The sequence below is a fragment of the Halorubrum tibetense genome, from assembly GCF_042661865.1.
Taxonomy (GTDB): Archaea; Halobacteriota; Halobacteria; order Halobacteriales; family Haloferacaceae; genus Halorubrum; species Halorubrum tibetense.
Genome location: NZ_JBHSWW010000061.1, coordinates 1 through 12153 on the forward strand (window position 1 = coordinate 1; position 12153 = coordinate 12153).

Consider the following 12153-nt stretch of genomic DNA (forward strand, 5'->3'; position numbering starts at 1 on the left):
GGCGGGCGAGGCCGACGTCGCGCTCGGCTCGGACACCGGCGGCTCCGTTCGGTGTCCCGCCGCGTTCTGCGGCGTCGTCGGGATCAAGCCGACGTACGGGCTCGTCTCGCGCTACGGACTGATCGCGTACGCGAACTCTCTCGAACAGATCGGACCGATCGCGGGGACCGTCGAGGAAGCGGCCGCGGCACTGGAGGTCATCGCCGGCCCGGACCCCAACGACGGCACCACGCGTGATCCCGCCGCAGTCGACGGAGTCGACGCCGGCACCGACTACGTCGCGGCCGCCGACGGCGACGTCGACGGACTGACCGTCGGCGTCCCCACGGAGCTGTTCGACGGCGCGGACGAGCGCGTGGTTGAGACGGTCGAGGCCGCGATCGCGGATCTGGAGGCACAGGGCGCGGAGACGACGGAGATATCGTTGCCGTCGGTCGAACACGCGGTCCAAGCGTACTACGTGATCGCGATGGCCGAGGCGTCCTCGAACCTCGCGCGGTTCGACGGCGTCCGGTACGGCCATCGCGCAGAGTCGGACGGGAACTGGAACGAGGCGTTCGCGGATACCCGGGAGGCGTTCGGCTCGGAGGTGAAACGGCGGATCCTGCTGGGAACGTACGCGCTCTCGGCGGGGTACCACGACGAGTACTACGCCAAGGCGCAGGACGCTCGCGCGTGGGTCCGGGAGGACTTCGAGGACGCCTTCGCCGACGTCGACGTGATCGCCTCACCGACGATGCCGGTGCTCCCCTTCGAGCTCGGCGAGAGCCTCGACGACCCGCTCCGGATGTACCTCGCGGACGCGAACACGACGCCGGTCAACCTCGCGAACCTCCCGGCGATATCCGTGCCAGCGGGCGAGGCCGACGGCCTCCCGGTCGGGCTCCAGCTGGTCGGGCCGAAGTTCGACGAGGAGACCGTGATCCGCGCCGCGAGTGCGGTCGAAAACCCGCGTTAACTCGGTCGAAAACGGGGCAACGGTCTCGGTCGTTTATTTCGTTTCTCTCCGTTCGACCGGACGCCCATGAGCCGAAACGGATCCACCGCATCGACGCGATTCGATCGCAACACGGTTCGCTCCGTGAGTCGGGTCGCCATCGCGGCGCTCGCACTCGTCGGGGTGTTGTCCCTGTTCACGATGCTCCCGGGGATGGACCGGCTGGTACCGCTCACCCCGGTGACGTTCGCCGCGGTCGTGACGGCGACCTTCACGCTCGCCGTCGTGGTGCTTCTCGCCTATGCCGCACCGCGACTCGCGGCCCTGACACGCGTGAGCATCCACCGCCCGGACGGGGCCGAAGAGGTGAGCCGGGTCGCCGAGGGCGTCGGCAGCGTCGTCCACTGGCTCGTGATCCTCGTCGCGGTGTTGGTCGCACACGCCGGGCTCGCCGGCGTGGTTACCCCCCTCCTCGACGAAGTCGTGTGGGCGTACGACGCCGCGTTCCTCGTCGTCTCGCTCGTCCCGCTCGTGTTCCTCGTCGTCCGCCTGGCCGTCACCATCGACCCCATGTCCGAGCTCATTGCCGACCGCGTTGCCGGCGCGGAGTCGGCAGACGACGCCGACCCGGCACAGGCGACCGACGACGCCGACTCCAAGCGGGGGACTGACGAGGCCTACCCCGACCAGGCGACCGGTGCGGAGTAACGCGACGAACGCCGGCGTCGGCGCGGGCCGTCACGACCGCCGGTCCGATCCGGAACGTCAATACCTCGGGGGGAAAACCCACGTGTATGTCGTTGACCGACGAGGAGCTGGATCGGCTCGCCGACGTGGTACGTCTCCAGCCGACGAAGAACTCCGAGCTGGAGGAGGCGTGGGGCGTCGACGGCGGTAGCGCGGTCCACCGATACCTGGAGGACCACCTGAAGGAGTACTACTACCGCGACGACGACAGCCTGATCCGGGCGACCGCGGAGGCGAACGACCTCGTCGACGTCGAGCCAGGGATCGAGGCCGACGCGGTCGCGAAGGGTGGCGCGCCCGACACGATCCGCGTCCCGCAGCTCGAAGCCCGCGTGTTCGAGGTGGTCGCCGGCCCCGACGAGCGCTCCCAGTCGGTCGTCAGCGTCCTGAACGATCTCCGGGAGACGTTCGATATCGACCCGGACGTCGGCGAGGTCCGCCGCGCACTGCGGAGCCTCGAACGCAAGAACGTGGTCGAGGTGGAGTACCGGACCGTGCCGACGTTCCGGCTGGCGGTCGAGCGGGACGCGGTTACCGTCGAAGTGAGCGACTAGCACGGGCGACGGGAGTCGGACACGCGCCACGCGTGGCTCCGACGAAACGCGCCACGCGCCGCTCCGACGAACCTCAAGGTTCAACACGGACGAGCGACTCGACAGGGTATGAGCGACCAGCAGCTCCGCAAGGAGGCACACGACCTAGACGTGACCGTCTGGGTCGGCAAAAGCGGTATCGAAGCGGTCGTCGACGAGCTGGCCGACCAGCTCGACGACCGGAAACTGGTGAAAGCGAAGTTCCTTCGCGCGGCCCGGGGCGGGAGCTCCACGGACGAGCTCGCCGATGAGCTGGCGGAGGCGGTGGGTGCCGACCTCGTCGAGACGCGCGGCAACACGGCAGTCTTCCACTGATGCCCGGGGCGGACACGGTCGCGGTCGTCGGGGACGGCGTGGTGGGTGACGGGCTGTTCGACTCCGCCGGTGTGGTCGGCGTCACGCCGGTCGTGAACCTCCTCGAATCGTTTCTCGGCCCGCTAACCGGGCTCGTGATCTCCGCGGCGATCTTCCTCGTCGTCATGGTCGCGGCGTACGTGCTCAACAAGTCAGTGTTCAACCCGCTGGTCGAGCGGCTGCTCGACAAGCAGGGGCTCGACGAGCACGCGCGGCGGCCCCTGAACAAGATCGCGACGTTCCTCGTGTTGTTCGTCGGGCTGACGATCGCCTTCGGCGCGGCCGGCTACGAGGACTTCCTGCGGTCGCTGGCGACGATCGCCGCGGCGGCGACGCTCGCGGTCGGGTTCGCGTTACAAGACGTGATCCGGAACTTCGTTGCGGGCGTGTTCATCTACACGGACAAGCCGTTCCGCATCGGCGACTGGATCGAGTGGGACGACAACTCGGGGATCGTCGAGGACATCTCCTTCCGGGTGACCCGGGTTCGGACGTTCGACAACGAACTGCTCACCGTGCCGAACCACGCGCTCACGAGCGGCGTGGTGAAGAACCCGGTCGCGAAGAAGACGCTCCGGCTGAAGTTCGTCTTCGGCATCGACTACGAGGACGACATCGACCGGGCGACGGAGATCATCGTCGAAGAAGCCGAACAGAGCGATGCGATCCTCGACGACCCCGCACCGTCGGTGCGGCTGACGGAGCTCGCGGACTCACACGTCGGGCTGCAGTCGCGGATCTGGATCGACCAGCCGTCGCGGTCGGACTTCGTGAAGGCGCGCGCCGACTACGTCAAAGCCGTCAAGGAGCGGTTCGATGAGGAGGACATCACGATCCCGTTCCCGCAGCGGACGGTCTCGGGGCGGAACGCGTGGGAAGAGCCGGCGGCGTTCGGCGGCGAGCCGTAGTCGGCGTTCGACGGCGAGTCACACGCAGACGGTAGCATTCCGTCCGACGGCGACGCGCCCCTGCACTCCCCATCCGTGAGGTTCGATCGGAAACGGACCGGATAGTAACCCACTAGTGGATCCGGCGAGTCGGTGCGGCCATGCACGTGGTCGTCGTCGGCGCCGGTGAGGTCGGCACGAGCATCGCTGCGAGCCTCGCGCCCGACCACGAAGTCGTCATCATCGACGTCGACCCCGATCGTGCCGAGCAGCTCAAATACGAGATCGACGTGCTCACCGTCTCCGGCGACGGCACGACGGCGAGCATTCAGGCGGCCGCGAACGTGGGCGAGGCCGACATGGTGATCGCCTGTACCGACGACGACCGAACGAACCTCGTCGTCTGTGGGACCGCGAAGACGCTCGGCGACCCGTTCACCATCGCGCGGGTGAAACGCACGGAGTACCTCCGCACGTGGGAGGGAAGCAAGGGAGCGTTCGGCGTCGACTTCATGGTGTGTACGGACCTGTTGACCGCGGAGAACATCGTCCGCGTCATCGGGCTGCCGGCAGCGGTCGACGTCGACCCGTTCGCCAGCGGGCTCGTCCAGATGGCGGAGTTCGAGATCGCATCCGAGAGCCCGGTCGCCGGACAGACCGTCCGCGAGGCTGACCGGTTCGAATCCCTCACCTTCGTCGGGGTGTTCCGCGACGGCGAGATGATAATTCCCCATGGGGACACCGGTATCGAGGCCGGCGACCGCGCCGTCGTGATCGGGAGTCCGGAGAGCGTTCAGGCGTTCGCGACCGACGTCGCACCCGACACGACGCCGGGTCGTGCCGACGAGATCGTGATCGTCGGCGGAAGCGAGATCGGCTATCAGACCGCCCGACTGCTGGAGGAACGCGACTTCGAACCCCGCCTGATAGAACAGGACGGGGAGCGCGCCCGGTGGCTCGCGGAGAACCTTCCGGAAACGATGGTGATGGAACACGACGCGACGGACACGGAGTTCCTCGCGCGCGAGCACGTCGACGAGGCCGATATCGTCGTGAGCACCCTCGCGTCCGACGAGGGGAACCTACTGGTTTCGGTGCTCGCGAAGCGGCTCGGCGTCGATCGCGTCATCGCCGTCGTCGACAGCGCGGACTACGTGACGGTGTTCGAGGAGATCGGTATCGACATCGCGATCAACCCACGGACCGTCACTGCCGAGGAGATCACTCGATTCACGTTCGACAGCGTCGCGGAGAACATCGCCGTACTGGAGAACGACCGGGCCGAGGTCCTCGAACTCCAACTCACGGAGGGATGTAAGCTCGTCGGCCGCCCGATCTCAGAGCTGGTCGAAGAGATCGACGCGACGTTCGTCATCGGCGCGATCACGAGGAACCACTCGCTCGTCACCCCGCGAGGGGACACCGTGCTCCAGCCGGGAGACCACGTGATCCTCCTCGTGGACTCCGAGTTCGCGAGCGATATCGCGGCGCTCGCCTGAGATGTTCGACACGAGGATCCGCGTCGGTTGGCGGGCGAGCGTCGGGCTCACGAGCGACGTGCTCGTGTATCTGACCGTTCCGCTCGCGTTTCCGCTCGTGCTCGCCGTGTACTACGGCGAGGCGGTCCTCCCGTTCCTCGCCGCGATTGCCGTCTCGCTCGCGCTCGGCGGCGGGTTCCGGTACCTCAAGGACCCCGACGAGGAGCTCGGTCCTCGAGAGGCGTTCCTCGCGGTCGCGTTGATATGGCTGTTGGTCGCCGCCGTCGGCGCGGTTCCGTTCGTCGTCGCGGGCGTCGGGACGATCGCACACCCGGTGAACGCGCTGTTCGAATCGATGAGCGGGCTGACGACGACCGGGGCGACCGTGTTAACGGATTTCTCGATCCACTCGCAGTCGATACTGATGTGGCGGCAGCTGATCCAGTGGCTCGGCGGGCTCGGGATCCTCATCCTGGCGACCGCCGTTCTCTCCGAGCTCGGCGTCGGTGGGGCCCAACTGATGGAGTCGGAATCACAGAGCCGCGACGTCAACAAGCTCACCTCGCGGATCTCCGAAACCGCCCGACTCATCTGGGGGTTGTACGTGGGCATAACCGCGCTCGCCGTCGTGGTGTTCCTCCTGTTGGGTTTCGCCGTCGACCCGCGAATGGACCTGTACAACGCGGTCGCACACGCGTTTACCTCCGTCGCGACCGCGGGTTTCTCGCCGGAGCCGCTGAGCGCCGGGGCGTTCCACCCCGTGATCCAGTGGGCGATCGTCCCGTTCATGATCGCTGGGTCGACGAGCTTCGTGCTGTTGTACTTCTTCATCAACGGCGAGCCGGGACGGCTGCTCCGGAACGAGGAGTTCCACTTCTATCTGGGTGGAATAACGGTGTTTGCGGCCCTCGTCGCGCTCGTGTTGTGGCTCTCGGGGGCGGTGGAAAGCGGGGGGGAAGCGGTGATCCGTCACGCCGTGTTCAACGTGACCTCGATCGTTACGACGACGGGGTACGCCAGCACCGACTTCGACGCGTGGGCGCCCGCCGCGAAGTACCTCCTCTTCGTCGCGATGTTCATGGGCGGGATGGTCGGATCGACAACCTGTTCGGTGAAGTCGCTGCGGTGGCTCGTGCTGTTGAAGTCGTTCCGCCGGGACCTGTTCACGAGCGTCCATCCGGACGCCGTCCGTCCCGTCCGCGTCTCCGGCGAACCGGTCGACGAGGAAACCATCCGCGATATCTACGTGTTCGTCCTGTTGAGCATCGCGCTGTTCGTCGTACTCGCGACGGTCATCGCGGCCGACGCCGCCCGCGCCGGGGTGGCCGTCTCCGAGTTCGAGGCGATGGGCGCGGCCGCGTCGACGTTCCTCAACATCGGCCCGGCGTTCGGTGACGCGGGGCCGTACGGGACGTACGCCTCCTTCCCGATGAGCACCCGCGGCGTGATGATCGTTCTGATGTGGATCGGCCGGATCGAGATCATCCCCGTGCTCGTGCTGTTCACCAAGGCGTTCTGGACCTCGTGAGTCGTGCCGATGGTCGATAACGGGAGCGGGCGAGTCGATGTGGCCGGGCGGTGCCCTTTTTGGACGCCCCAGTCGTTTTATAATACGGATAGCCGCTATGAGCGCCTCTACACCGCCTAACCGACACCAGTCAGGTTCTTAACCCGCGAATATAGATCATCGCGCATGACACGTACCGACGACGACCGACTGGACCTCCTCAGTCACGTGCTTCTTCCAGTTGCCAACGAGGAAGACGCCGCGGCGACGGCGGGGGTGCTCGAACCGTACGACCCCGAACGGGTGACCGCACTACACGTCGTCGAGAAGGGCGGTGGCGTCCCCGACAAGACGCCGGTTGAACAGTCCGAAGAGCTGGCGGCGGAGTCGTACGCCGCCGTCCGGGCGGTGTTCCCGGACGCCCGCGAGCACACGGCGTACGGACGAGACGTCGCCGCGACGATCGCCGACGCGGTCGACGAGGTCGGCGCGAGCGCGGTCGTCTACCGCTCGCGGGGCGGGAATCGACTCATGCAGTTCCTCTCCGGTGACGTCTCCGTGAAGCTCGCGACGAACGCGACGGTTCCGGTCATCGCGCTCCCGCGCGAGGGATCGGCCGAATGAGCGACGAGGAACTCGCGAAGGACCTCGGTCCGCTCGCGGCGCTCACGATCGGAATCGGGACGATGATCGGTGCCGGGATCTTCGTGCTGCCCGGCACCGCGGTCGCTCGCGCCGGTCCCCTCGCGGCGGCGACGTTCGTTCTCGGCGGAATCATCGCGCTGTTCACGGCGCTGTCGGCCTCCGAACTCGGCACCGCGATGCCCAAGTCCGGCGGCGCGTACTTCTACGTCAACCGGGCGCTCGGGCCCATGTTCGGCTCAATTGCAGGCTGGGCGAACTGGCTCGGGCTCGCGTTCGCCTCCGCCTTTTACATGTACGGCTTCGGCGAGTACGTCAACGCGCTCCTCGGGCTCGGCCCCATCGGACTCGGACCGGTGACGCTGGAAGCCGCGCAGGTGATCGGCCTCGCGGGCGCGCTCCTCTTTATCGCGGTCAACTACTTCGGCGCGAAAGAGACCGGCGGCCTCCAGATCGTCATCGTCGTGTCGCTCATGGGTATCCTCGCCGTGTTCACCGTCGTCGGACTGTTGAACGCGGAGATGCAGTCGCTGCGACCGTTCGCGCCGCCGGGAACTATGAGTCAAGTGCTCCCGGTGACGGGGATCATCTTCGTCTCGTATCTCGGGTTCGTCCAGATCACCTCGGTCGCCGAGGAGATCAAGAACCCCGGACGGAACCTCCCGCTCGCGGTGCTCGGATCGGTCGTCATCGTCACCGCGGTGTACGCGCTCTTCCTCGTCGTTCTGCTCGCGGCGGTGCCGAACGAACTCGTCGCGAACAACGACACCGCGGTCGTCGACGCCGCCAGACTCCTGTTCGGCAACTACTCCGTGTTCGGCTACTCGCTCGGCGCGGTCGGCGCCGCGATGCTGCTCATCGGAGGACTGCTCGCGACCGCCTCGTCGGCGAACGCCTCGATCCTCTCGTCGTCCCGGATCAACTTCGCGATGGGCCGCGAGAAGATCGTCACCCCGTCGCTCAACGAGATCCACGACCGCTTCGGGACTCCCTATAAGTCGATCGCGCTCACCGGCGCGCTCATCCTCGTGTTCCTCGTTATCGGCGGCGTCGAGCCCCTCGCGACGATGGGGTCGGTGCTCCACCTCGTGGTGTACGGGCTGCTCAACATCGCGCTCATCGTGATGCGCGAGTCGGGCGTCGAGGGGTACGACCCCGACTTCGAAGTCCCCTTTTACCCGTTCGTTCCGATTATCGGTGCGATCTCCTCGTTCGCGTTGATCGTGTACATCGACCCGACGATCATCCTGATCTCGCTCGGTCTCGTCGTCTTCGCGGTGCTCTGGTACCTCGTGTACGCTCGCGATAAGGTGGAGTCGCGCGGCGTGTTGGGGTCGTGGGTGCTCGACCGCTCCGACGAGCTGCCCAAGGCCGCCGTCTCGGCGGTGACGTCGGTCCAGCCGAGCGGCGACGACTACCGCGTGATGGTACCGCTCGCGAACCCGGCGACCGAGGAGCACCTGATCACCCTCGCGTCGGCGATCGCCAAACAGCGCGACGGCACCGTCGTCGCCGTCAACATCGCGAACGTGCCGGACCAGACCTCGCTCGAAGCTGCTCGCGATCGCGGCGCGCACGAGGCGGCACACGACCTCCTCGACAAGGGCCGCGACGACGCCGAGACGTTCGGCGTCGACGTGGAGACCCACGTCGTCCTCTCACACCGCGTGTTCGAGGAGGTGTTCGACGCGGCGCGGACGTACGGCGCAGACCTCACCGTGATGGGTTGGGGCGAGAACTCGCACGGCGCGCCGGGGCGCGCGGAGACGGCGGTCGACGAGCTCGCACACTCGTTACCCTCGGACTTTCTCGTGTTCCGCGACCGCGGATTCGACCCCTCGCGGATCCTCGTGCCTACCGCCGGCGGTCCTTCCTCCGATCTGTCCGCCGCGGTCGCTCGAATGCTCCAGGTCGAGTTCGACGGCGAGGTCACCCTCCTACACGTCGCAGACGACGAAGTGGCAGGCAAGGCGTTCCTCACGGAGTGGGCCGCCGAACACGGCCTCGCGGACGCGACGCTGCGGATCGAGAGCGGAGACGTCGAGGCCTCGATCGACCGGGCCGCGCGGGACGCGACGATGCTCATCATCGGTGCCACCGAGAAGGGACTGCTCTCGCGACTGGTCCGCGGATCGCTCGTGTTGCAGGTGCTCGATGACGTCGAGTGCTCCGTGCTGCTCGCGGAGAAGCGCTCCGAGCGCGGGCTCTTCGAGCGGCTATTCGGCGGTGATGGCCGAGCGAACGCACGGGCGGAGGAGACCGGCGCCCCGGAGGCAGAGACCGGCGTGACACGGGAGCCGACGACGCCACCGGTCACGGACGGGACGAACGACGAGTGATCGTCGGGGGCATCGCTCGCGTGGCGCAATCCTCACGCCGAACGAAACGTTCATAAACAATCTTTATTGATCCGGGGCGGATACCGAGACGTATGTACGACGACGAGGAGCTCTCCGAGATACGCAACGCGCACGCCGAGTGGGAGGCGGAGACGCTCGACCCCGTCCTCGACCGATTCGGTGAGCGCAGCGAGCGGTTCGCCACCGTCTCGAACCGCGAGGTCGACCGGCTGTACACGCCCGCGGACATCGCCGACCTCGACTACGAGGACGACCTCGGCTTCCCGGGCGAGGAGCCGTACACCCGCGGCGTCTATCCGACGATGTACCGCGGTCGGACGTGGACGATGCGGCAGTTCGCCGGGTTCGGCACCGCCGAGGAGACCAACGAACGCTTCCACTACCTGATCGACGAGGGCCAAACCGGGCTCTCGACCGCCTTCGACATGCCGTCGCTGATGGGGCTCGACTCCGACGATCCGATGTCGATCGGCGAGGTCGGCAAGGAGGGGGTCGCCGTCGACACGCTTCGGGACATGGAGGTGCTGTTCGACGGTATCGACGTCGGCGAGGTGTCGACATCCTTCACTATCAACCCGAGCGCGCCGGTGATCTACGCGATGTATATCGCCCTCGCCGACCAGCAGGGCGTCCCTCGCGAGGAGGTGAGAGGGACCCTCCAGAACGACATGCTCAAGGAGTTCATCGCCCAGAAGGAGTGGGTCGTCCCCCCGGAGCCCTCCCTCGATCTGGTGACCGATACGATCGAGTTCGCGGTCGAGGAGACGCCGAAGTTCAACCCGATCTCGATCTCGGGGTACCACATCCGGGAGGCCGGGTCGACGGCGACTCAGGAGCTCGCCTTCACGCTCGCGGACGGGTTCGCGTACGTCGAGGCGTGTCTGGACCGCGGGCTCGCGGTCGACGAGTTCGCGCCACAGCTCTCGTTTTTCTTCAACTCGCACAACTCGATCCTCGAGGAGGTCGCGAAATTCCGCGCCGCTCGCCGGATCTACGCGACGGTGATGGACGAGTGGTACGGCGCGGAGGCGGACGCCTCCAAACGGCTGAAGTTCCACACCCAGACCGCGGGCCAGTCGCTGACCGCCCAGCAACCCTTGAACAACGTCGTCCGGGTCACGATACAGGCGCTCGCCGGGGTGTTCGGCGGGACCCAGAGCCTCCACACCAACTCCTTCGACGAGGCGTTGGCGCTCCCCTCCGAGCAGGCCGTACGCGTCGCGCTCCGAACCCAGCAGATCATCGCTGAGGAGTCCGGCGCGGCCGACATCGCCGACCCGCTCGGCGGCTCGTTCGCCGTCGAGGCGCTCACCGACGAGATCGAGGCGGACGCGATGGCGTACATCGAGGAGATCCGGGAGATGGGCGACGGCTCGGTCCGTGACGGCGTCCTCCACGGGATCGAGCAAGGGTACTTCCACCGGGAGATACAGGAGTCGGCCTACGAGTATCAGGAGCGGGTCGACGCCGGCGAGGAGACGGTCGTCGGCGTCAACGCCTACGAGGTCGCGGAGGACACCGAACCCGACCTCCTCCACATCGACGAGACGACCCGCGACCGCCAGCTCGAACGGCTCGACGCCGTGAAAACCGACCGGGACGACGAGGCGGTCGCGGCCGCGTTGGACGGGATCCGCGAGGCGGTCGCGGCCGACGAGAACGTGATGCCCGCCATCGTCGACGCGGTGAAGGCGTACGCCACGATGGGCGAGATCATGGAGGTGTTCGAGACGGAGTACGGGACGTATCGCGAGCGGATCGGCGTCGCGTAAAAGGGGGTTCCCGGACCACACCGACCGTTACAGGCTTTCGATCGATTCCGCGGCGGCCGCACGCCACGCGTTGCCGCGGCGACCGGTGCGTTCGAGCTCGAGCCGGACGACCGAACCCGTCTCCGCCTCGGCCAAGGCTTCCTCGGCGTCGGTGTCGCCGTACTCGACGACGTGGAACGTCCCGTTTCGCGGGTGGTCCCGCAGAGTGACCGCCCCGTGGTCGTTACACGGCTTCACGACGGTGTACTTGCCAGTCCGATTCATCACGGCCCGAACTACGGGCTCCCGTGACTTAGTTATTGGTCGCTTATCACTCTCCCCCGCCCCTACTCGGCCGCCGAACAACGCGGCACTTTACTCGCCGCGTTTCGTGTTTCGAGTATGACGGAGACGGAAACGGACCTCGAACCGGACCCGGGGACGGAGATCCCGGAGGACCACCCGCGGTACGCCTCGCTCGTCACGCGACACCGGATCGAGGCGGGCGTCGACGCGGGGATCACCTCCCGCCAAGGACTGATCGCACAGGGCCGCGGCGAGGCGTTCGACTACCTCCTCGGCGAGCGGACGCTGCCGAGCGCGGACGCCGCCGAACGAGCTGCGGCAGCCCAGCTCCTGCTCGCCGACCACGCCGTGATCTCCGTGAACGGGAACGTCGCGGCGCTCGTCCCCGAGGAGACCGTCGCGCTGGCCGACGCGGTCGACGCCGACCTCGAGGTGAACCTGTTCAACCGGACCGCAGAGCGGATGGTCGCGATCGCTGACCACCTCCGCGAGCACGGTGCGACGGAGGTGAAGGGGTTGGCCGGCGACGGCGAGATCCCCGGATTGGAGCACGCCCGCGGCACGGTCGACGCCGACGGGATCGGCGCGGCC

Annotated in this window: 12 protein-coding genes; 11 read left to right on the top strand and 1 reads right to left on the bottom strand. The window is 67.2% G+C overall.

Features of this window, described 5'->3' with window-relative positions; all coding sequences use genetic code 11:
* The 10 genes from ACFQEU_RS06250 to ACFQEU_RS06295 form a co-directional block, all read left to right on the top strand.
* The coding region (locus ACFQEU_RS06250) for an amidase family protein (protein ID WP_379780348.1) at positions 1 to 958 on the top strand (958 nt) is incomplete at its 5' end.
* 66 nt (positions 959 to 1024) lie between these two features.
* Complete coding sequence (locus ACFQEU_RS06255; protein WP_379780350.1) at positions 1025 to 1645, top strand: hypothetical protein; 621 nt, start codon at positions 1025 to 1027, stop codon at positions 1643 to 1645.
* Between the two features lie 86 nt (positions 1646 to 1731).
* Positions 1732 to 2238: a DUF5797 family protein gene (locus ACFQEU_RS06260; RefSeq protein ID WP_379780352.1), complete on the top strand. Its 507-nt coding sequence runs from the start codon at positions 1732 to 1734 to the stop codon at positions 2236 to 2238.
* Positions 2239 to 2346: 108 nt separating this feature from the next.
* On the top strand, positions 2347 to 2592 hold the full coding sequence (locus ACFQEU_RS06265; RefSeq protein WP_379780354.1) for a YhbY family RNA-binding protein: 246 nt from the start codon (positions 2347 to 2349) through the stop codon (positions 2590 to 2592).
* The gene (locus tag ACFQEU_RS06270) at positions 2592 to 3539 is read left to right on the top strand and encodes a mechanosensitive ion channel family protein (RefSeq protein ID WP_379780356.1); all 948 of its coding nucleotides are present in this window, start codon (positions 2592 to 2594) and stop codon (positions 3537 to 3539) included. Before ACFQEU_RS06265 ends, ACFQEU_RS06270 begins: the two co-directional genes overlap by 1 nt.
* 140 nt (positions 3540 to 3679) lie before the next feature.
* The gene (trkA, locus tag ACFQEU_RS06275) at positions 3680 to 5017 is read left to right on the top strand and encodes a Trk system potassium transporter TrkA (protein WP_379780358.1); all 1338 of its coding nucleotides are present in this window, start codon (positions 3680 to 3682) and stop codon (positions 5015 to 5017) included.
* A gap of 1 nt (position 5018) precedes the next feature.
* Positions 5019 to 6524, top strand: coding sequence for a TrkH family potassium uptake protein (locus ACFQEU_RS06280; RefSeq protein ID WP_379780360.1), 1506 nt, complete (start codon positions 5019 to 5021; stop codon positions 6522 to 6524).
* 165 nt (positions 6525 to 6689) lie between these two features.
* Positions 6690 to 7127 carry a universal stress protein gene (locus tag ACFQEU_RS06285; protein WP_379780362.1) on the top strand — a complete coding sequence of 146 codons (438 nt, stop codon included), beginning with the start codon at positions 6690 to 6692 and terminating at the stop codon, positions 7125 to 7127.
* Positions 7124 to 9484, top strand: a complete 2361-nt coding sequence (locus tag ACFQEU_RS06290) for an amino acid permease (RefSeq protein WP_379780364.1) — start codon at positions 7124 to 7126, stop codon at positions 9482 to 9484. Before ACFQEU_RS06285 ends, ACFQEU_RS06290 begins: the two co-directional genes overlap by 4 nt.
* Positions 9485 to 9576: 92 nt before the next feature.
* On the top strand, positions 9577 to 11277 hold the full coding sequence (locus ACFQEU_RS06295; RefSeq protein WP_379780366.1) for an acyl-CoA mutase large subunit family protein: 1701 nt from the start codon (positions 9577 to 9579) through the stop codon (positions 11275 to 11277).
* A 27-nt stretch (positions 11278 to 11304) separates the two neighbouring features.
* Here the strand turns inward: ACFQEU_RS06295 and ACFQEU_RS06300 are convergent, their stop codons facing one another.
* Complete coding sequence (locus ACFQEU_RS06300) at positions 11305 to 11541, bottom strand: hypothetical protein (RefSeq protein ID WP_379780368.1); 237 nt, start codon at positions 11539 to 11541, stop codon at positions 11305 to 11307.
* Between the two features lie 117 nt (positions 11542 to 11658).
* Here ACFQEU_RS06300 and ACFQEU_RS06305 point away from each other — a divergent pair.
* Positions 11659 to 12153 (top strand): phosphopantothenate/pantothenate synthetase family protein (locus tag ACFQEU_RS06305; RefSeq protein ID WP_379780370.1); only part of this gene is annotated, 495 nt, incomplete at its 3' end.

Excerpts from the sequence above, each read along its gene's own strand:
- ACFQEU_RS06285 (WP_379780362.1), top strand. The coding sequence starts at position 6,690 with ATGACACGTACCGACGACGACCGACTGGACCTCCTCAGTCACGTGCTT.
- ACFQEU_RS06260 (WP_379780352.1), top strand. The coding sequence starts at position 1,732 with ATGTCGTTGACCGACGAGGAGCTGGATCGGCTCGCCGACGTGGTACGT.
- trkA (WP_379780358.1), top strand. The coding sequence starts at position 3,680 with ATGCACGTGGTCGTCGTCGGCGCCGGTGAGGTCGGCACGAGCATCGCT.
- ACFQEU_RS06300 (WP_379780368.1), bottom strand. The coding sequence starts at position 11,541 with ATGAATCGGACTGGCAAGTACACCGTCGTGAAGCCGTGTAACGACCAC.
- ACFQEU_RS06280 (WP_379780360.1), top strand. The coding sequence starts at position 5,019 with ATGTTCGACACGAGGATCCGCGTCGGTTGGCGGGCGAGCGTCGGGCTC.
- ACFQEU_RS06295 (WP_379780366.1), top strand. The coding sequence starts at position 9,577 with ATGTACGACGACGAGGAGCTCTCCGAGATACGCAACGCGCACGCCGAG.
- ACFQEU_RS06255 (WP_379780350.1), top strand. The coding sequence starts at position 1,025 with ATGAGCCGAAACGGATCCACCGCATCGACGCGATTCGATCGCAACACG.
- ACFQEU_RS06270 (WP_379780356.1), top strand. The coding sequence starts at position 2,592 with ATGCCCGGGGCGGACACGGTCGCGGTCGTCGGGGACGGCGTGGTGGGT.
- ACFQEU_RS06290 (WP_379780364.1), top strand. The coding sequence starts at position 7,124 with ATGAGCGACGAGGAACTCGCGAAGGACCTCGGTCCGCTCGCGGCGCTC.
- ACFQEU_RS06265 (WP_379780354.1), top strand. The coding sequence starts at position 2,347 with ATGAGCGACCAGCAGCTCCGCAAGGAGGCACACGACCTAGACGTGACC.